This window comes from Bacillus sp. SH7-1 (assembly GCF_008042405.1).
GTDB classification, from domain to species: Bacteria; Bacillota; Bacilli; order Bacillales; family Bacillaceae_G; genus Bacillus_A; species Bacillus_A thuringiensis_N.
In genome coordinates, this window is sequence record NZ_QNUD01000003.1 from 271,855 (window position 1) to 293,166 (window position 21,312).

Below are 21,312 nucleotides of genomic sequence, written 5' to 3' on the forward strand. Positions count from 1 at the left end.
AAGTAGGCGCCACACTTTTTCAAATACAAATAGGCATCTTACATTTTAAGTTGTAAAATTCTCTTTAAAAACGTATACCTATATGCATTTTCAATTGTAGTTCACACAAAATAAAAAGCGCAGAGTAACAACTCCACACCTTTTATTTTCACTATTGTACCACGTTCCCTAGGAAGAAGAAATCCTTCATTAATGGAAAATATTCATAAAAGAAATTGTATCCAACCATCGGCATAATCCCTAGTATTACAATCGAAATTGCACAAAGGCTCATAACAACCTTTATATTTAGTGGCAAACGAATTTTCTCTTCTACTTCTCCCGTACGGAAAAACATTTGCTGTAAAATACGGAAATAATATACGAATGAAACGACTGTCGTCCCCATCATGATAGAAGCTAGTACGTAATGAGCTGGCTCTACATGAAGTGCACCTAAAAAGATGTTAATTTTCCCGATGAAACCAGCTGTTCCTGGTATCCCGGCCAACGATAAAATAAAAATCGTCATCACGATCGCTGTAAATGGCGATCTTTTATATAATCCTGTGAAAATGGTGATATTTTCTTTGTCGGTTTGTAAGATTAAGCCGTGGATAATTGCAAACGCGCCTATATTCATAAGCATATATGCAAGCATGTAAAACCACATGCCATCCATCGTAAATGGTGATAACGCTACGAGCGGAACGAGTAAATACCCCGCATGCGCGATCCCTGAATAGGCGAATAGACGTTTTACGTTATATTGCTTTAACGCGACTACGTTTCCAATAATCATCGTAATACTAGCTAGCACCGCGATGTATATGCTCATACGTCCGTATAAAGATTGTATGTCTCCTTGCACCAATACACTTGCAAAAACCATGAGAAACAGACGAATAATGAGTAAGAACCCCGCAATTTTAGAAATCGTTCCAAGAAAAGCAGTAACAGGTGTAGCAGCCCCTTCATATACGTCAGGTGCCCACATATGAAACGGCACCGTTGCAATTTTGAATGAGAGCCCAACGAGCAATAGTAGAAATGCGAGAGCTAACAATAACTGAATACCACCAGCAAGTTCCCCGGCAAATACTTTTTGCATATCCACGATATTGGTCGACCCCGTAATGCCGTATAAATAACTCATTCCAAAAAGTGTGATTGCCGTTCCAATTCCTCCATTAATGACATATTTCATCGCCGCCTCATTTGATGCACTGTTCTTTTTTCGTATTCCTACTAAAATATACGAAGAAAGTGAAAGCAACTCTAAACCGACGAAAAGTGTAATAAAGTCGACACTAGAAGCCATAAACATAGCCCCAAGAAGCGCCATTAAAAATAAGTAATAATATTCTCCCTTATCCTCAATTGGATTCTTCTTATCATCGCTCATTGCGATACATAAAATGAGGGCTACTCCACCTAATAATAACGTTTTAAATCCTTTTGAAAACCCATCTAACACAAACGATCCGTTCAAAATATCTCCTGCTGGTTCATCGTATAGCATAATTAATGACACGATTGCTAATATGACGGCTGCGATTGCACTAATCGCTACATATCTATGGTTCAGCTTAAAAAACAAATCACATATGGAAAGAAGGATGGCAGCTCCGAGAATAATGAATTCTGGCACCATGAGATGCCATGATAAGCTAAGTAACGTATTCATATCCACCCTACTTCACCCCCAATGTTTTCAATGTATTTTGAAGCGGTTCTCCGAGTATTTCTGGCATTACTCCAATTGCAATAATGCAGAAGATAAGTAGCAATATAGGGACATACTCCCATCCGTGTATATCAGCTTTCGCTTCCCATTCTTTCTTACCGAATGTTACTTGCAGTGTTGCCCTTAATACGTATACAGCGGTTAAAATGATGCCAAGTACACCGACTGCCGCAATGACCGGCTCCCCTTGGAATAAACCAAGAAAGGCAAGAAACTCGCTAACAAATCCAGACATGCCCGGCAATCCAAGCGACGCCATTCCTCCCGCTAAGAAGAATCCGCTAAGTATTGGGACACTTTTTGCAAGTCCGCCAAGCGCTGTAATATCCGACGTTCCAAAACGTTGTTCTATAACACCAAGTAAGAAGAAGAGTAAGGCCGCAATTAAACCGTGCGATACAACTTGGAATAGTGCCCCTTGTGTACCTGGTGCATTTAACGCTGCAAGACCCATTAATACAATACCCATATGCGAAATACTAGAGTAAGCAAGCACCTTCCGAAAGTCCGTTTGGATGAGCGCTAAGAAGGCTCCGTACAATAAATTAATGACTCCTAAAATCGCAATGAGCGTTGCAAACTCGCGAAAGTATTCCGGGAACAGACCCTTTCCAAAGCGAATCATACCATATGCTCCAATCTTCAGTAAAACGCCCGCATGAAGCATAACTACAGCCGGATGCGCTTCAATATGCACATTAACCATCCAGCGATGTAATGGAAAAACAGGGAGTTTAATCGCAAAAGCAATCATTATAGCAATGAATACACCAAGCTGTAAGCTACTCGGGATGATTTGTCCTCCCCCCGCATTTACTCCTGCTAATATCTCTTTCAATTCTGCAATATTTGTCGTGCCTGTTTTCGCAAATAAAACCGAGAAAACGATGAGCAAAATAGCGGAGCCAATGCCGTTATATATTAAATAACTATAAGCAGCCTTTTCACTCGACAATTTCCCCCACTTCCCAATTAACAAAAACATTGGCGGCAATGTAATTTCAAAGAAGATAAAGAACAACATTAAATTTTGAGCAGCAAAGACGCCGAGCATCCCTATTTCTAACATAAGTAACAGCATATAAAAGGCTTTCAAATTCCTTTTAATAGTAAATGCTGCAATTGCTGCAAGCATCGCTAGAAGGGCCGTCAGCACCATCATAACGAGCGATAAACCATCAATACCAAGCTCGTAATAAATGGAAAACCATCTTTTATCTATCGCGGCAAAATCCCCAAATTTAATCCATTTCACTTTTTCATCAAATAGCGACAAACTCTTTCCAGAAGCATATGTACAAGCGAGGACGATAGCGATTCCAAATGGAAGCGCCGTTCCAAATAAACCAAGCGCTCGCACTGTACGCGACTCTTTTTTCGGTATGAATACAAGTAAGAGAATTCCTAAAAGCGGGGAAAAAATGAAGAACGTTAATAACAAATCATTCATCGTAAATCCCCTCCTGTATAGAGCAAAATAATAACGAGCACTGCAAGCGAAACAGCTGTTACAGTCCCGTACACTTGTACATTTCCGTTTTGAAGTCTAGACCCGATTCCGCTTATCCCTTTAACTAGACTCCCTATTAAAACGGCAATTCCTTCGACTACATAAACTTCAAATAAGCGAAGCACATGAGAGATTCCTTTCGTAATAGGAATCACCGTTATATTGTATAGTTCATCCACATAATATTTTTCTTTCAAAAGGTTATAAAGGGGTGTTCCCTCATCCCCAGCCCAATCTCTAGAAATGGATTTCTTGCCATATATGAAATATGCAAGAGCAATCCCAGCCAAGGAAACAAGCGTCGCAACAATCATAATCCAAACTGGTCCATGTACCTCTCGCACTTTAAATGCTACATCTTTCGTAAGCCAATCCCCGAGAAACGTTCCAAACCACGGTGTATTTATATAGCCGGCCACGACTGCAAGGACACCAAGGACAATCATCGGATATGTCATAATGCGGGGCGATTCCTGCACATCTTCCTTCGTCTTCGCTTCCCCAGTAAAGACGAGGAAATATAGCCGGAACATGTAGAAAGCTGTTAAAAATGCTGCAATTACTGCTAATATGAATAAAATGTAATTGCCGTTCATCCAAGCCGCCGCTAAAATTTCATCTTTACTAAAGAAACCGGAAAGGAGTGGTACACCACTAATTGCAAGAGTACCGATTAAAAATAGTGCACCCGTTACTTTCATCTTCTTCTGTAAACCACCCATTTTATTAATGTTCTGCGTATGCACTGCATGAATGACACTTCCTGCCGCCAAAAATAGTAGCGCTTTAAAAAAGGCGTGTGTCGTTAAGTGGAAAACACCAGCTACATAACCGGCAGACCCTAGCGCAAGCATCATATACCCGAGCTGACTAACTGTAGAATAAGCAAGCACTCTCTTTATATCCGTTTGTACAAGACCGATAGAAGCCGCAAATATTGCGGTAAAGGCTCCAACGATTGCCACCGTCTGCATTGCCACCGTACTTGCTGAAAATAACGGAAACATCGTCGCCACTAAATATACGCCAGCTGCGACCATCGTCGCCGCATGGATAAGTGCCGAAACAGGCGTCGGCCCTTCCATTGCATCCGGTAACCACGTATGCAGCGGGAACTGACCTGATTTCCCCATCGCCCCGATAAAAATTAATATCGCCGTTATTGTAATCATCGTAGGGGTAAGATCCCCCGTATGAATCGCTCTAAAAATTGCGTCATACTCAAAACTACCTGCATGCCAGAAAATTAAGATCATCCCAATAAATAAACCGACATCCCCAATGCGGGTCATAATAAAAGCCTTTTTCGCAGCAGCCTTCGCTTCTTCTTTAAAGAAATAAAAACCGATGAGCAAAAATGAACCGAGGCCTACTAACTCCCAAAATATATATAGCTGTAATAAATTCGGGGATATAACGAGCCCGAGCATCGCAAATGTAAAGAGCCCTAAATAGGCATAAAAGGTTGGTAGTCTTTCCTCACCTTTCATATAACCTTTCGAATACACATGTACAAGTAAACTCACAAGTGTGACGATAAACAGCATTAAAGCCCCTAATGCAGTCACTTCAAAGCCGAATGATATATCAATATCTCCAGCTCTAAGCCATACCCACTTATGCTTCACTCCTACTTTTGAAAACCGTTCTATTAATACGAGTACCGCAAATATAAAGGAGAGAAAGACGAAAAAAATACTAAGTACACTGCTTCCTTCTCTAATTTTCTTCCCGAATATAAGTAATAACAAAAACGAAACAAGCGGGAAAAGCGGTATGAGCCATGCATAATCGATCATTGTTTCCTTCCCCCTTTTCGGTCACAATGCTATCCTTTGAGCGTATCCATTTCATCTACATGAACCGTCGTGCGATTACGATACAAAGCAATCAAAATGGCGAGTCCTACTGCCGCCTCCGCTGCTGCTACAGCCATCGTAAACAGAGAGAAAATTTGCCCTGTTAAATTTGGAAACAAGCCTAATTTACTAAACGCTACTAAATTTAAATTGGCCGCATTAAGCATTAATTCAATACAAACTAATACAATCACTGTGTTTCGCTTCGTTAAAGCGCCAAACAAACCGATGCAAAACAAAATAATCGCAAGCGTTAAATACGCAGAAGCCGGAACGCTACTCATTGGAATCCTCCTCTTTCTCATCTTTCTTCGCAAGTATAATCGCGCCAACAAGTGCTACAAGTAAAATGACTGAGGTTAACTCAAATGGAATAATATATTCTGAATAGAGAAGTGTACCGATTTGAAGTGTGTTTTTTTCATGGAGAGGTAAACTTCCTTGTGTGCTTTCATTTGCAAAATCAATATTGTTAACAGCGAAATACATAACTGCCCCAAATGCTACAACTGCAAAGAAGATAATCCATTTTCGAAGAGTAAGACGCGATTCATTTTCTGCGTTATGTTGCGTTAACATAATGCCAAAAATCATAATAATTGTGATCGCACCAGAGTAAAGTAAAATTTGTGCAACCCCTATAAATTCGGCCGATAAAAGAAAGTACAAACCTGCGATACTAAGAAATGTCAGAACGAGAGCTAGCATCATATGCATGACTTTCGTTAAGTTCAACATAAGAATACCGCCGATAATTGCAGACAAGGATAGGATAAAGAATGCTACAAACTCGCCATTCATGCTTTATTCTCCTTCCTGACGTTTTCGTCGTTTTCGTCAAGCCACTGCAAATTTTTAAATAAATCATCACGTGAATATTCCGCGAGCTCAAAGTTATTTGTCATAACAATCGCCTCTGTCGGACAAACTTCTGTACATAAATCACAAAGAATACAAATTTCAAAATTAATATCATACGTGTCGATAATTTTCCCTTTTTTCGTAGGATCCGGATGTTTTTTCCCCGTTAACTGAATACAGTCTGTCGGACAAATGTTGGAGCACTGGTTACAAACAATACACTTTTCCGGATAAAATTTTTGAATACCTCGAAAGCGGTCTGGCAACGGCAACGGTTGATTCGGATAATCATAAGTCACCTTCTTCTTACTCAAATTGCTTAATGTATATTTTAATCCTTTAAATAGTCCTTTCATCTCTTACTGGCACCCCCCTCATAGATTAGAAGAATAACTCCTTAATCAATGCCGTTAAGAAAATATTTGCAAGTGCAATTGGCAATAATACTTTCCAGCCAAACTCCATTAACTGGTCCCCTCTTATACGCGGAAACGTAACGCGGAACCAAATTAATAGAAAGACTACACTGCTAAATTTCAAAGCAAACCATACAGCTCCTGGAATAAATCCAAGGAACATAACTGGATTCCATCCACCTAAAAAGAGCACTGTAATTAAAGATGCCATTCCGAAGAAATATACGTACTCTGAAAGCATGAAAAACGCCCAGCGAAACCCTGAGTATTCCGTATGATATCCAGAAACAAGTTCCGACTCTGCTTCTGGTAAATCGAATGGTGTCCTATTTAACTCCGCTACCGCTGCGATTAAGAAAACGACAAAACCGATTGGCTGCACGAAAATGTACCAAACATTCTCCTGCGCCGCTACAATTTCATTTAAATTCAGGCTACCAGCTAACAAAACGACGCCAATTACACTCATTACGAGCGGAATTTCATAAGAAATCATTTGCGCCGCCGCACGCATCCCTCCTAAAAGGGAATATTTATTATTTGATGCCCATCCTCCGGTTACGACACCAATCGTCGTAATGCCAGAAACAGCAATGTAATACAGTAAGCCTACGCCAATATCCGCGAACTGAAATTTATCAGTAAACGGGATGACTGCAAGCACCATAAATGCCGGTGCGAATGCAATGACAGGCGCTAATATAAACAACGGTTTATCTGCCGCTTTCGGAATACTATCTTCTTTCAGTAATAGTTTTAAAACATCAGCTACCGTTTGCAGCAGACCGAACCGGCCCCCAACTTGGTTTGGTCCAATTCGCCCTTGCATAAAACCCATCACTTTCCGTTCTGCCAAAATACCATATGTAACGAAACCGAGGACTGCAAATAATAGGAGCACCGCTAATCCGAAAAAAATGAAGAAATTCGTCCAGCTTGAAGGTGATTGTAAGAGCGTTTCAATCATCAGCCATCAACCTCCCCAAGTACAATATCAACTCCACCTAAAATCGTAATTAAATTGGCGATGTTTTCACCTTTCAATAACTTCGGTAAAATTTGCAAATTGTAAAAAGACGGCCTGCGAAACTTCAAACGGTACGGCTCTTTCTTTCCGTCACTAGCAATATAGCAACCAATCTCTCCACGCGGCGACTCTATACGGACGAACGCTTCCCCTTTAGGCGCCTTAATAATTTTCGGCACTTTCGCCAGCACAGCTCCTTCTTTTGGGAACTGCTGGACTGCTTGCTCAACAATCTTTAAAGACTCCTCAATTTCCTGCATTCGGCAAACGTAGCGATCCCAAGCATCCCCCACGCTCCCAACAGGAATATCAAAATCAAAGCGATCATAAATGGAGTATGGTTCATCCTTGCGAAGATCCCAGTTCACTCCGGTACATCGCAAATTCGCTCCGCTTAAAGAATACGAAATCGCTTCTTCCGCGCTATATGTACCAACGCCTTTCACGCGATTTAAGAAAATCTCATTACCGCTAACGAGATCATGATAACCTGCCAATTGCTCTCGCATATACGGAACAAACTCTTCCACTTTTTCAATCCAACCGTCCGGCGCATCCCACTTTACACCCCCGACTCTCATATAGTTAAAAGTAAGCCGGGCACCGCATAATTCGTTTAATAAATTAATAATCATCTCTCGCTCACGAAACGCGTACAAAAACGGGCTGACCGCTCCTATATCAAGAAGATTTGTCCCCCACCAAACGAGGTGGCTCGCAATCCTTCCAAGCTCCATCGCAAGCACTCGCAAGTATTCAGCCCGCTCTGGGATTTCAAGCCCCATCATCGTCTCTACAGCATGGCAAATGACGTAATTATTCGTCATGGCCGATAAATAGTCCATTCGATCTGTATAAGGGATAATTTGCGTATACTGTAAGCTCTCTGCAATCTTTTCGGTTCCGCGATGCAAATATCCAATAACCGGTGTAGCTTCTTTAATAATTTCCCCATCAATCTTAATAACAAGCCTGAACACACCATGCGTACTCGGATGCTGAGGACCTACATTCAAAAGCATTTCTTCCGTACGTATCATTTAGCTACACCTCCACATCATACGGTTCATAATCTTTCCTAAGCGGGTGCCCTACCCAATCATCAGGCATTAAAATACGTGATAAATTCGGATGCCCCTTAAATACAATACCAAGCAAATCATACGCTTCCCGCTCTGGCCAATCCGCCCCTTTCCAAAGCGCCGTCACGGATTCTACTTGCGGTGCTTCCCTATCCAGCTTTACTTTCACCGCTACTGACTGTTTCTTTCCATATGAAAATAAATGAACATACACTTCCATATGTGTCACAAAATCCGTCGCATGTAGCTCTGACATGTAATCAAAAGCAAGTCCCTCATGGAATCGCAATGACTCCATCACTTCATAATACTTCGCGGAATCCACCACAAGAGTTGGCACGTCCTTTGAAAGTTTATTAATGTAGGAATCTACTAATGCATCCTCCCCTATTTTCCCTTTAATAACTTCAACATACTGATTTAAATACGGTTGATTCACAGATGGCTCTTCCTGCTTCGGTTCCTCTTCCTTCTTACCTTCAGCACCCTTCGTCTTCGCCCTTGCAGCCGCTGCCGCTTTTGCCTTTGCTGCTGCAATTGCCTTCGCCTTTTCATCTCCCGAATCCCCATCACCTTGCGAGGCTTTCTGCTTTGCTAGCGCCGCTGCTTTTGCTTTTGCAGCTGCTACTGCCTTCGCCTTCGCTTTGGCCTTTTCTTCTTCCGTTACCTCTTCTGTTCCTTCTCTTTTTTGCTTCGCTAACGCTGCCGCTTTTGCTTTTGCAGCTGCTACCGCCTTCGCTTTGGCCTTTTCTTCTTCCGTTACCTCCCCTGTTCCTTCTCTTTTTTGCTTCGCTAGCGCCGCTGCTTTTGCTTTTGCGGCTGCTGCTGCCTTCGCTTTGGCCTTTTCTTCTTCCGTTGCCTCTGCTGTTGCGGCTGCTGCTGCCTTCGCTTTGGCCTTTTCTTCTTCCGTTACCTCCCCTGTTCCTTCTCTTTTTTGCTTCGCTAGCGCCGCTGCTTTTGCTTTTGCGGCTGCTGCTGCCTTCGCCTTCGCTTTGGTCTTTTCTTCTTCCGTTACCTCTTCTGTTCCTTCTCTTTTTTGCTTCGCTAATGCTGCCACTTTTGCTTTTGCAGCAGCTGCTGCACGTCGTTTCGCTTCTTCTACAGTCAGTTCGTCATTTTTTGGTAGCGCTTTCTCTTTTCCCTGATTTTCTTCCTCAATTTTACTTATTTCTGCTTCATGCTTCGCAACAAGACGTTTTCTCGCTTCTTCCTTCGCCCGCCTAGCCGCTTCTTTTTTTAAATCCTCTAAATCTTTATCCAGATTGCTCATTTATTCGTCACCTGCTTCCCTGTCTTTGCCTCGTAACGAATTTTTTCCTTCAATTTATTAATCCCGTAAATTAAAGCAGCAGGATTTGGTGGGCAACCAGGGATATACACGTCAACAGGTACAATTTGATCTACACCTTTCACAACAGCGTACGAATTTACATATGGACCACCTGCAGTCGCACAAGATCCCATTGCAATAACCCATTTTGGTTCAGGCATTTGATCATATAAGCGCCGAACAATAGGAGCCATCTTCTTCGTTACCGTTCCCGATACAATCATAACGTCCGATTGCCTTGGTGAAGTCCGAAAAAATGACCCAAATCGGTCTAAATCATAATGTGATGAACCTACTCCCATCATTTCAATGGCACAGCATGCCAGTCCGAATGTCATCGGCCATAAAGAATTGCTCCGTGCCCATCCTTTCAACTGTTCCAATGTAGAAAAAAAGATATTTCGTTCTAATTCCGCTCGCTCATTTGGATGTAATTCCTCAAAATTTATAACCATTGTAACACCTTCTTTTTCCAAGCATACGCTAATCCAACTAGCAACATTACAACAAAGATGAGCATTTCAATCAGTGCAAATAAACCGAGCTTGTCATATGCAACAGCCCATGGATATAAAAATAAAGTTTCTACATCAAAGATGACAAACAATAAAGCAAAAATATAATAACGAGCATGAAACCGAATATTTGCATTATGGAAAGGCTCTATCCCACTCTCATACGTCGTCGCTTTCGCTGCACTTGGTTTGTTTGGACGCAGCATCCTTCCTAATGTAAGAGCCACTACCGGAAGCAATATGCCTAATAGCAAGAAAATCAAAACGATCATATAACTATTTTCATATACACTTGCCATTGTGAAACCCTCCCCCCTGAATTAAGAACAAGTTCACTTAGTAAACAATATGTCCTAGTTGCAGTAATTATTATTTTTAAATTTTTCTAAATAATGCAACTATTTAATTCATTATAGCAAACTTCAAATTCCTATGTCGACATGTTGAGGACAGAAACGAGAATTATTAAAATCTGTTTTTATAACTGGCTCTATCTGTGCAAAATAAGTATAGAAACTATAAAAAATAAAAAGAGGAATTTATATGTATATCCCGTGGGTGAGATAAATGAAAAAACAAACACATGTAAGTATTCTTATAAGCATTACATTGTTATCTATATTGATTCATTACGTGGCAATGCCTTTTCTATATGAATACTCATTTCCTTTTCAAATATTAATTGGCATGAGTACATTGTTCATTGATATTATCGCTTGTAGTTATATACTTTATTTTTCAAACATGAAAGAAGGGTTACCTCGTTTATTTTGGACCATTTTATCTGTTGGAACCCTCTCTTATTTCATTGGTGATATCGTCGTTGCCTATCAACGTTTAATTTTAAAGGAATACTATACATTCGTTGATCCGTCTGATTTTTTTTACCTACTTTTTTTAATTAGCTTTACATTTGCCTTTCTATATGAAATTATTCATAACCGAGATTTATTAGAAAAGCTTTTTATGATATGTGATATTTGTATTATTGTTACAGCACAATTTACTTTAAGTTACTACTTACTTATTGAACGAACCATTCACATTTCTTCAACATCCTATATCGACATATTTGTTCAACTTACCTATCCAATGACTGATTTACTCTTTTTTCTCATAGGAATTAACCTTTTATTCAAACCACTTTCCTTATTACCGAAAAAAGTTGGTGCGCTCCTTGGCAGTGCTTTAATTTTATATGCGACTACAGATGCGATTTATGCTTATATCAAATACTTCATACCTGAGTATTCTATGTTTACAATTACTCCTCTCTATCAAGTAACTTTAGTACTAGTAGCAATCGCCTGTATACTTCATACAAAAGAACCTGAAAGACAAGAACAAGTGCTATTAACACCTAAACTTGGGGAATCGATCAGATTATCATTACCTTATATTTCTGTCGTAATGCTTATTGTTTTCATATTAGTTGAATACGTTTTTGCACCTATTGTAGTAATCGGGCTTATGATAACTTTCTCCTTCGTTCTCATACGCCATAGTTTAGTTCGAAAACAAAATAAAATATTATTACTAGCCCAAATGCAATTCAACTCAGAACTCGAAAAGCAAATTGAACTGCGTACAGAAGATTTAGTAGAACAAAAAAATGAACTATATCATAACCAACAAATGTTTAAATCTTTATACGAGCATCATCCAGATCCAATCTTCACATTAGATTTATACGGTAATTTTCTTAAAGTGAATAACGCTGGTACGACTTTACTTGGTTATCAAACGAATGAATTATTAAATCAACCTTACTATTCACTTACGTATGAAGAAGATTTGGAAGAAATCATTAATGCCTTTCATCGCGTAAAAAAGGGGAAATCTATTTCTTTAGAAATACGGGCATATCATAAAAATAGAGATATTTACTACTTGCATGTGACAGCTGTTCCTATCTTTTTAAAGAATCATATTTCTGGAGTTTATTTAATGATTAAAGATATTACAGAAAGCAAACAACAACAGGAACAAATTAATTTTCTAGCATATCATGATACGCTAACAGAGCTTGCAAATCGACGTGCATTTCATCAATATGTAGAACAAGCAATTGCTCGATCCGAGATATCAAAAATGCCTTTTGCTGTTATGTTTCTTGACCTAGACCGCTTTAAGGTTATTAATGATACCCTCGGTCATAGGGTAGGAGATCTGCTATTAATTGCAGTAGCAAAAAGACTCGAAAGTATAGCGACACCAAATATGAAGCTTGCCCGATTAGCTGGAGATGAGTTCACAATCCTTATCGAAAATTATAAAAAGAGGCCAGATGTGAAAAAAATAGCTGATACGATTGTAGCAGCCATGAATGAACCATTTGAAATTGAAAATCAACATTTACAAATCTCACCGAGCATCGGGATTGCAATATATCCTGAAGCAGGCGAAGATCCGTTATCAATTTTACAACATGCTGATATGGCCATGTACGAAGCAAAAAATAAAGGGAAAAATGGTAGCTCTCTGTACACGAAAGAATTGTATAAAAAAATGGAACGAAAAGCTCGCATTGAAAAAGATTTACCACTCGCTTTAGTAAACGAAGAATTTTATCTCGTCTATCAACCACAAATTGATATTACGACGAACAAGATTATTGGTGCTGAAGCATTGCTACGCTGGAAACACCCACTCCTAGGTGACATTCCGCCATGTGAGTTCATTCCAATTGTAGAGGAGACTCCCCAAGTCATTCCACTTGGCCATTGGGTATTAAATGAATCTTGTCGTCAGCTAAAAATATGGCATACTTTTGGCTATAAAGATTTAAAAATAAGTGTTAACTTATCGGCTAAAGAGTTCCAGCAAAATAATTTAATTAAGAATATTTTACAAATAATAACAGACGTTAAAGTCGATCCAAAAGATGTAACACTTGAGTTAACAGAACGAATTGCCATGATCGATGAAAAAGAAACGTTATCCAAGCTAAAGCAATTAAAGGAATATGGTATTCAAACGTCCATTGATGACTTCGGAACCGGCTATTCTTCTCTCGCTTATTTGTCCATTTTCCCTATCGATACATTAAAAGTACCGAGAGAGTTTACACAACTAGCCGATCATCGGCCTGAGGAAAGAGCCATCGTTTCCACTATCCTTTCCCTTGCAAATACTTTAAATCTTTCTGTGGTTGCTGAAGGAATTGAAACAGAAAAACAACTTAAATTTCTTCAAAAGAACAACTGTAAATATATGCAAGGTTACTATTTTAGCAAACCACTTACGGGTCATCAATTTATAAAATTTCTACAAAAAACACCCAGTATGAACCAATAGCTCATACTGGGTGTTTTTATCATGCTGTTTGCGGACAGTAAAACGAGTAAACAAGGTGGGATGTCTCCACTAATTAAAGTTTCACTTTACCCCGCATTAACGGGCAGTAAGATTCCCACATCAAAATTAGGCTGGAGCGAAGAAGTTAGGTGAGAGATCAACTGCCCGTAAATGTCCGATTGGTTCAACTAATAATCAGTGGAGATACCTCCCACTGATTAAAGTTTCACTTTATAGTGTCGGAATTTTTTTCTCGTAATATTCCTCTGCAATCTCTTCATAAAAAGCTGCTGACGTCGTATAAAAATATGGAATTAGCCATAGGAATCCAATCCCTAATGTAATACAACTCAATATAAACCAACCAATAAAGCTTAAACATAAAATGAAATACTCCATCTTATGTCCATCCATCATACGACGGCTTTCTGTAATAGCTTGGTTTATAGAATACTCAGGATGATCATTTATAATAAAATACGTCATTGCATAAGAAAATGATTTAATAATGCCTGGAATAATAAATAGTAAAAACCATAAGAAAATATAAATGTTCACTACTATATATAATAAGAATGACTTTATAAACTTACTTCCTTCTGTAAACCATCTGAATATATGCCCAATACGCGCTTCTTTTTCACGAATGATATGTAACGCTAAATAATAACCACCTAACGTTAATGGACCTATCATCAATATTGTAATAACATCTACTGAAAGTGAGTTATTTACTTCTTTCCAATCCCAAAATTGAGAGAAAATGAAATCAACACTAAGACTAAAAACTGAAATAAGGATCGAAATCAGTAATGTTGCCCCGACAGCTAAGCCCCATTTTCCTTCTAATGAATCTAGCGCTTCTCCTTTTAAATCACTAATCATAATTTTCCTCCTATACATAATAACTCTATTAGTATAGCATGTTCCGACTACAATTCATCTTTTGAAAGATAGCGATAAAAATGCGCTGTCGTTGTACTCATATATGGGCTAAGCCAAAGAAAACCTATTCCAAGTGTTAAAATCGCTAAAATACCCCATCCTATAAAACTAAGCCATAAAAGAAACAAATCTAATTTATGTCCCTTCATAAGATGCTTACTTTCTTTCATTGCTTGTGACACACTATACTCTGGATTTTCAACCATTACATAGTACGTCATCGCATAAGAAAAATACATCACAATCATAACAACGATCGAAATAGCTATTAGTACAAAGAAAGCAACAGTAAACGATGGATTTCCTTCTTCACCAAAAAATGCGAATAAGGCTACTAGCAACATCGGAATCCATGTACCTGTATATAATAGAATCGCAAGCATAGCCCACATCGTTTTCATCATTCTTTTAAAGCCACGAAATCCTTCGAATAAGTGATCTACTTTAGCGCCTTCTCGCTTACTAATTTGTAAAAATACATTTATATAACCGTATGAGGTAATACCATATGATGCGTTACTTAAAATTATCATAATGCAATAAAAAACACCAAATGTAATACCTGCGCCAATTGATATGGTTTCCTGTTCAAGTGGACCTGTTAAACCAGCAAATAAGAAAAATATAATAATTCCTGGAATTAGAAGTATAAGCATTGCAGCCATTGAAACAACATAACTTAAAATAAAATATAAAATCGTTGATCCAACACCTAGTCCCCATTTTCCCTTTAAAGAGTGCAACGCTTCTCGTTTCATTTCACCGATCATTTATTCATCCCCTTTATAAATTGTTGTCTATTCTCTACTTATACAAGCATCAATATAATTATACCATTTTTGTAAAATTATCCATAAACTACATAAAAAAATCCGTAAAGGCAAAGCCTTTACGGATTTTTTTATTTCATATCAGAAACGTTTAAACGGTTCACGGCACGTTGTAATGCCATTTCTGCACGTTTAAAGTCAACATGTGCTTGCTTATCTTGCATACGTTGCTCAGCGCGACGCTTCGCTTCATTTGCACGATGGATATCGATATGGTTTGCTTCTTCAGCAGATGATGATAATACAGTTACTTTATCTGGACGAACTTCGATAAAGCCACCGCTTACTGCTACATAATCAGTGTGTCCACCATTTTTCAGACGAACTGCACTAATTTTTAATGGTGCAACAGTTGGAATGTGACCCGGTAAGATCCCCATTTCCCCACTCTCTGCTTTTACACTTACCATTTCTACTTCTTTTTCGTAAACCGGTCCATCAGGAGTTACAATACTGACTGGAAATGTCTTCATACTTCGTCCCTCCTAAGGCCTTACGCCATCATTTTCTTCGCGTTTTCAATAACTTCTTCAATGCCACCAACTAAACGGAATGCATCTTCTGGAAGGTCATCATATTTTCCTTCTAGAATTTCTTTGAAACCACTAACTGTATTTTTCACAGGTACGTAAGAACCTTTTTGACCTGTAAACTGCTCAGCTACGTGGAAGTTTTGAGATAAGAAGAATTGAATACGACGAGCACGATGTACAACTAACTTATCTTCTTCAGATAACTCATCCATACCTAAGATAGCGATGATATCTTGAAGCTCTTTATAACGTTGTAAAGTTTGCTGTACTTGACGAGCTACTTCATAATGTTCTTCTCCCACGATTTCTGGAGAAAGTGCACGAGATGTAGATGCTAATGGATCTACGGCTGGGTAAATACCCATTTGTGTTAAACGACGCTCTAAGTTTGTTGTTGCATCTAAGTGAGCGAACGTTGTAGCTGGTGCTGGGTCAGTATAGTCATCGGCTGGTACATATACCGCTTGGATAGACGTGATAGACCCTTTATTTGTAGATGTAATACGCTCTTGTAATTGACCCATTTCTGTTGCAAGTGTTGGTTGGTAACCTACCGCAGATGGCATACGACCAAGAAGGGCAGATACTTCAGAACCCGCTTGCGTGAAACGGAAGATGTTATCGATGAACAATAGTACGTCTTGTCCTTGCTCATCACGGAAATGCTCAGCCATTGTTAAACCTGTTAATGCAACACGTTGACGTGCTCCAGGTGGCTCGTTCATTTGTCCGAATACCATCGCAGTTTTCTTGATTACGCCAGAATCGCTCATTTCGTGGTATAAGTCATTACCCTCACGAGTACGCTCACCTACACCAGCGAATACAGAGATACCACCGTGCTCTTGTGCGATGTTGTTGATTAATTCCTGAATTAGTACTGTTTTACCTACGCCGGCACCACCGAATAGACCGATCTTACCACCCTTAATGTAAGGAGCAAGTAAGTCTACTACTTTAATACCAGTTTCAAGAATTTCTACTTTCGTAGATAATTCTTCGAATGCAGGTGCTTGACGGTGAATTGGATCACGGTGTACATCCGCAGGAAGTTCACCATCTAAGTCAATTGCATCACCTAATACGTTAAATACACGACCAAGTGTTGCATCACCAACTGGTACAGAGATTGCTTTACCAGTATCTTCTACTTCTGTGCCACGAACAAGTCCATCTGTGGAAGACATTGCAACTGTACGAACTGTGTCATCACCTAAATGAAGTGCAACTTCAAATGTTAAGTTAATGTTTGCTCCGTTTTCGTTGCTTTGTTTTACCGTAAGGGCGTTGTAGATTTCTGGTAGCTTTCCGCCATCAAACTTAACGTCTACAACCGGACCCATGATTTGCGTAACGCGCCCTTTATTCATCGGGTTCCCTCCTAGCTTTCTTTTAATTAGCCAGCTTTCTAAGAGAAGTCGGCTTTTAATTTTTTATTAGTTTAGCTTATACGACTCTTTTGACAGGGCCGCTTCCACTTTTTATTGAATCTAGCTCCAGCGGTTAGAATGTTCGGTGGCTTCGCTTTTTCCTACGAGGCACAAATCGCCTCTACGTCAAAAGCTCCATCCCCCTCTCATTCTGAACGAACCGCTTCCGCTTTTTAATACTATTCTAACGCTGCCGCGCCACCAACGATTTCCGTAATTTCTTGCGTAATCGCTGCTTGACGTGCACGGTTGAATGAAAGTGTAAGTGAATCGATAACTTCCATTGCGTTGTCTGTAGCACTCTTCATTGCTGTCATACGCGCCGCGTGCTCACTTGCTTTACCGTCTAGTAATGCACCGTACACTAAGCTTTCTGCGTATTGTGGCAATAGTACTTTTAAAATTTCTTCTTCAGAAGGTTCAAATTCATAAGCTGTCGTCGGTTTGTTAGACGCCACATCAGTAAGCGGTAAAATTTTATTTTCCGTTACTTCTTGTGAAATTTTACTTACGTAATGGTTGTAGTAAATGTACAGCTCATCATAAGCACCATCTGCGAACATCGCAATTGCTCGAGAAGCAAGATCTTTAATATCAGTAAATGATGGGTGGTCAGATAATCCAACTACTTCATCAATGATGTTAAAGCCGCGACGTTTTAAATAATCACGTCCTAGTCGTCCAAGCACAATAATTGAATATTGGTTTGAATCCATATTATGACGTTCACGAACTACGTTACTTACCGTACGTAATACGTTACTGTTATAACCACCTGCTAGTCCGCGATCAGATGTAATAACGATGTATCCTGTACGCTTTACAGGACGCGCATTTAGCATTGGATGATTAATTCCTTTACTTCCTTGCGCAATGCTCGCTACTACTTCTTGAATCTTTTCCATATACGGAACGAAAGATTTAGCATTTTGCTCTGCACGGTTTAACTTAGATGCAGATACCATCTCCATCGCTTTCGTAATTTGACTCGTTTTCTTTGTCGAGGTAATCTTCGCTTTTATATCGCGTAAAGATGCCACAGGTTTTCACCACCTTTTTTCCGGAAGTTGGCACGATTAGTAAGAATCCTCTTCCTAATCTACGTTGCAAGATATTCTTGCTCATGATTGAAGGAAAAGAATAGGTGCACCTACTCTTTTCCTCTACATAACCGTCAGCAATCTCAAAGCCTGAGATGCCTTTTATATATTATCTAGCTCCAGCGGCTTGAATGCTCGGTGGCTTCACTTCACATTCAAATCGAGCCGCTTCCGCTTTTATTAATTACTCAGAAGCTACGAATACTTTTTTAAATCCGTTAATTGCTGCTGCAAATTTGTCATCATCCGCAAGTTTCTTAGTTGTGCGGATTTCGCTTAATAAGTCAGCTGCATTTGAATCTAACCAAGCATGGAATTCTTCTTCGAAACGAGTGATATCGACTACTGGGATATCATCTAGGAATCCACGTGTTAAAGCGTAAAGAATGATAACTTGTTTCTCTACACGTAACGGTTTGTGTAATCCTTGTTTTAATACCTCAACTGTACGAGCACCACGGTTTAGTTTCGCTTGTGTTGCTTTATCAAGGTCAGAACCGAACTGAGCGAACGCTTCTAACTCACGGTAAGATGCAAGGTCAAGACGAAGTGTACCTGATACTTTACTCATTGCTTTAATCTGAGCAGATCCACCTACACGTGATACAGAAGTACCCGCATCGATCGCTGGACGTACGCCAGAGAAGAATAGGTCAGATTGTAAGAAGATTTGTCCATCCGTAATTGAGATTACGTTTGTTGGGATGTAAGCTGATACGTCCCCTGCTTGTGTTTCGATGAAAGGTAGTGCAGTTAAAGAACCGCCGCCTCTTGCATCACTTAATTTTGCTGCACGCTCTAATAAGCGAGAATGTAAGTAGAATACATCCCCTGGATAAGCTTCACGACCTGGAGGACGACGTAATAGTAATGACAGCTCACGGTAAGCCGCTGCTTGTTTTGATAAGTCATCATATACTACTAATACGTGTTTGCCATTGTACATGAACTCTTCACCCATTGTTACACCAGCATAAGGAGCTAAGTATAATAATGGAGCTGGTTGAGAAGCAGATGCAGTTACAACGATTGTGTAATCTAATGCACCGTGCTTACGTAGTGTTTCTACTACGTTACGTACAGTTGATTCTTTTTGTCCGATAGCTACATAGATACAAATCATATCTTCATCTTTTTGGTTAATGATTGTATCAAGTGCAACTGCTGTTTTACCTGTTTGGCGGTCACCGATGATTAACTCACGTTGTCCACGGCCAATTGGTACAAGAGCATCGATCGCTTTAATACCTGTTTGAAGTGGCTCATGAACAGATTTACGATCCATTACACCTGGTGCTGGACTTTCGATTGGACGAGTGTTTGTTGTATTGATTGGGCCTAAACCATCAACTGGTTGACCTAATGGGTTTACAACACGACCGATTAGTTCTTTTCCTACTGGTACTTGCATGATGCGACCAGTACGACGAACTTCGTCACCTTCACGGATTTCTGTGTAAGGTCCTAAAATGATAATACCTACGTTGTTTTCCTCTAAGTTTTGTGCTAGCCCCATAACGCCGTTAGAGAACTCTACAAGTTCACCAGCCATAACGTTATCAAGACCATGAGCACGCGCGATACCGTCACCAACTTGGATAACTGTACCAACATCACTAACTTCGATTTCAGACTGATAGTTCTCGATTTGTTGCTTTATCAGTGCGCTAATTTCTTCAGCTCTGATGCTCATGTGCTTCACCCCTATCTATTCTTCATTAATTCACGCTGAATACGTGCTAATTTTCCTTGTAAACTTCCGTCATAAATGCGATTTCCAATACGTACTTTAATGCCGCCTAATAAATCTTCATCTACAACATTTTTTACGCGAATTGCATCTTTTCCCGTTCTTTTTGCAAATGCTTCTGCAATGTTAAGCTTCTCTTCTTCTGATAGAAGACGAATAGAATATACAGTTGCGTCCGCTACGTTACGTTCTTCATTAGCAAGAACAACATATTCATCTGCAATTTCAGGTAAGATATCAATGCGTTTGTTATCAATTAAAATATATAACGTATTTAAAATAGATTCAGAAACAGATCCGAATACGTTTGCAAGAAACGTTTTCTTCTGCTCTTTTGAAATGTTCGGTTGCGTTAAAAAGCTATGTAGTTCTCCGTTCTTTACATAAACGTTTTGTACAAGGCGTAATTCCTCTTCAAACATTTCTAATACGTGTTTTTCTTTAGCAATTTTAAAAAGAGCGACAGCATAACGTTTTGCTACAATCCCATTGCTCATCGCGCTTCTCCTACTTCTTTAATATAATCGCGAATTAACTTCACTTGATCTTCTTCTTTTAATTCTTTTTCAATTACTTTAGAAGCAATTTGAACAGATAAAGAAGCAACTTGTTCTTGTAAAGCAGCAATCGCTTGCTCTTTTTCGCGTTGAATTTCTTGTACAGCAGATGCTTTAATTGATTCTGCTTCTTCTTTTGCAGCAGCAACAATAACATCTTTTTGATCTACAGCTTGTTTTTTCGCTCTTTCGATTAACTCTTGTGCTTCAACACGTGATTGTTTTAACATTTCACGTTGTTCTTCTACTAACTTCTTCGCCTCAGCGTTACTTCTTTCTGCAGCGTCGATTTCATTAGTAACATGCTCTTCACGTTCTTTCATAATTCCCATTAAAGGACCCCACGCAAATTTGCGTAGCATTACTAATAGAAGTAAGAAAATGAACAATGTATAAGCAATCGTTCCAAATGGAATGGCAGCCCCTAATAATAAAGTTGGCACAAGGATTCACTCCCTTCAAAATATCTAAATTGATCATATGAAAAAAAAAGACATACGTTTCGTTCATAAAGCAATGGCGAAGAAAGTTCAAAAAACACTCT

General features: G+C 39.3%; 20 protein-coding genes. 1 reads left to right on the forward strand and 19 read right to left on the reverse strand.

The features are described from left to right. Nucleotides 1-151 precede the first annotated feature (151 nt). Genes nuoN through nuoA form a run of 11 tightly spaced genes read right to left on the reverse strand, consistent with a single transcriptional unit; the run spans nt 152 to nt 10,625 of the window. A complete protein-coding gene (nuoN, locus tag DN390_RS02250) occupies nt 152-1,666 on the reverse strand; it encodes an NADH-quinone oxidoreductase subunit NuoN (protein WP_147806510.1) in 1,515 nt (504 codons plus the stop codon). A gap of 7 nt (nt 1,667-1,673) precedes the next feature. After that, a complete protein-coding gene (locus tag DN390_RS02255) occupies nt 1,674-3,176 on the reverse strand; it encodes an NADH-quinone oxidoreductase subunit M (protein ID WP_147806493.1) in 1,503 nt (500 codons plus the stop codon). Continuing rightward, entirely contained in the window at nt 3,173-5,035 is a 1,863-nt protein-coding gene (gene nuoL / locus DN390_RS02260; protein ID WP_147806494.1) for an NADH-quinone oxidoreductase subunit L, read from the reverse strand. Before nuoL ends, DN390_RS02255 begins: the two co-directional genes overlap by 4 nt. 29 nt (nt 5,036-5,064) lie before the next feature. Next, entirely contained in the window at nt 5,065-5,379 is a 315-nt protein-coding gene (gene nuoK / locus DN390_RS02265) for an NADH-quinone oxidoreductase subunit NuoK (RefSeq protein WP_000100078.1), read from the reverse strand. Further along, entirely contained in the window at nt 5,372-5,896 is a 525-nt protein-coding gene (locus tag DN390_RS02270; RefSeq protein ID WP_001012808.1) for an NADH-quinone oxidoreductase subunit J, read from the reverse strand. The genes nuoK and DN390_RS02270 overlap by 8 nt, the downstream gene beginning before the upstream one ends. Beyond that, nucleotides 5,893-6,312, reverse strand: a complete 420-nt coding sequence (gene nuoI / locus DN390_RS02275) for an NADH-quinone oxidoreductase subunit NuoI (protein WP_000677191.1) — start codon at nt 6,310-6,312, stop codon at nt 5,893-5,895. Before nuoI ends, DN390_RS02270 begins: the two co-directional genes overlap by 4 nt. Nucleotides 6,313-6,337: 25 nt before the next feature. Further along, nucleotides 6,338-7,339, reverse strand: coding sequence for an NADH-quinone oxidoreductase subunit NuoH (gene nuoH / locus DN390_RS02280; protein ID WP_000573437.1), 1,002 nt, complete (start codon nt 7,337-7,339; stop codon nt 6,338-6,340). Beyond that, nucleotides 7,339-8,439 (reverse strand): NADH-quinone oxidoreductase subunit NuoD, encoded by a 1,101-nt coding sequence (gene nuoD, locus DN390_RS02285; protein ID WP_060632949.1) that lies wholly within the window; start codon nt 8,437-8,439, stop codon nt 7,339-7,341. Before nuoD ends, nuoH begins: the two co-directional genes overlap by 1 nt. Before the next feature lie 4 nt (nt 8,440-8,443). After that, a complete protein-coding gene (locus tag DN390_RS02290; protein WP_147806495.1) occupies nt 8,444-9,751 on the reverse strand; it encodes an NADH-quinone oxidoreductase subunit C in 1,308 nt (435 codons plus the stop codon). Then, a complete protein-coding gene (gene nuoB / locus DN390_RS02295) occupies nt 9,748-10,266 on the reverse strand; it encodes an NADH-quinone oxidoreductase subunit NuoB (RefSeq protein ID WP_000236331.1) in 519 nt (172 codons plus the stop codon). Before nuoB ends, DN390_RS02290 begins: the two co-directional genes overlap by 4 nt. Continuing rightward, nucleotides 10,257-10,625, reverse strand: coding sequence for an NADH-quinone oxidoreductase subunit NuoA (gene nuoA, locus DN390_RS02300; protein ID WP_098986308.1), 369 nt, complete (start codon nt 10,623-10,625; stop codon nt 10,257-10,259). The genes nuoB and nuoA overlap by 10 nt, the downstream gene beginning before the upstream one ends. A 268-nt stretch (nt 10,626-10,893) precedes the next feature. On the opposite strand from nuoA, the gene DN390_RS02305 reads away from it, so the two are divergent. After that, nucleotides 10,894-13,623, forward strand: a complete 2,730-nt coding sequence (locus DN390_RS02305) for an EAL domain-containing protein (RefSeq protein ID WP_147806496.1) — start codon at nt 10,894-10,896, stop codon at nt 13,621-13,623. Nucleotides 13,624-13,854: 231 nt separating this feature from the next. On the opposite strand, the gene DN390_RS02310 is transcribed toward DN390_RS02305, so the two are convergent. The 8 genes from DN390_RS02310 to atpF form a co-directional block, all read right to left on the reverse strand. Next, nucleotides 13,855-14,508: a DUF975 family protein gene (locus tag DN390_RS02310; RefSeq protein ID WP_060632952.1), complete on the reverse strand. Its 654-nt coding sequence runs from the start codon at nt 14,506-14,508 to the stop codon at nt 13,855-13,857. A 47-nt stretch (nt 14,509-14,555) separates the two neighbouring features. Continuing rightward, the gene (locus DN390_RS02315; protein ID WP_097950858.1) at nt 14,556-15,338 is read right to left on the reverse strand and encodes a DUF975 family protein; all 783 of its coding nucleotides are present in this window, start codon (nt 15,336-15,338) and stop codon (nt 14,556-14,558) included. A gap of 131 nt (nt 15,339-15,469) precedes the next feature. Then, a complete protein-coding gene (atpC, locus tag DN390_RS02320) occupies nt 15,470-15,871 on the reverse strand; it encodes a F0F1 ATP synthase subunit epsilon (protein WP_000847214.1) in 402 nt (133 codons plus the stop codon). Nucleotides 15,872-15,891: 20 nt separating this feature from the next. Continuing rightward, complete coding sequence (gene atpD, locus DN390_RS02325) at nt 15,892-17,301, reverse strand: F0F1 ATP synthase subunit beta (RefSeq protein WP_001032588.1); 1,410 nt, start codon at nt 17,299-17,301, stop codon at nt 15,892-15,894. Nucleotides 17,302-17,540: 239 nt separating this feature from the next. Then, a complete protein-coding gene (atpG, locus tag DN390_RS02330) occupies nt 17,541-18,401 on the reverse strand; it encodes a F0F1 ATP synthase subunit gamma (RefSeq protein WP_002034912.1) in 861 nt (286 codons plus the stop codon). 244 nt (nt 18,402-18,645) lie between these two features. Further along, on the reverse strand, nt 18,646-20,154 hold the full coding sequence (gene atpA / locus DN390_RS02335; RefSeq protein ID WP_000027515.1) for a F0F1 ATP synthase subunit alpha: 1,509 nt from the start codon (nt 20,152-20,154) through the stop codon (nt 18,646-18,648). 11 nt (nt 20,155-20,165) lie between these two features. Next, nucleotides 20,166-20,708, reverse strand: coding sequence for a F0F1 ATP synthase subunit delta (gene atpH, locus DN390_RS02340; protein WP_000064682.1), 543 nt, complete (start codon nt 20,706-20,708; stop codon nt 20,166-20,168). Continuing rightward, a complete protein-coding gene (gene atpF / locus DN390_RS02345; RefSeq protein WP_001142618.1) occupies nt 20,705-21,211 on the reverse strand; it encodes a F0F1 ATP synthase subunit B in 507 nt (168 codons plus the stop codon). The genes atpH and atpF overlap by 4 nt, the downstream gene beginning before the upstream one ends. Nucleotides 21,212-21,312: the final 101 nt, after the last annotated feature.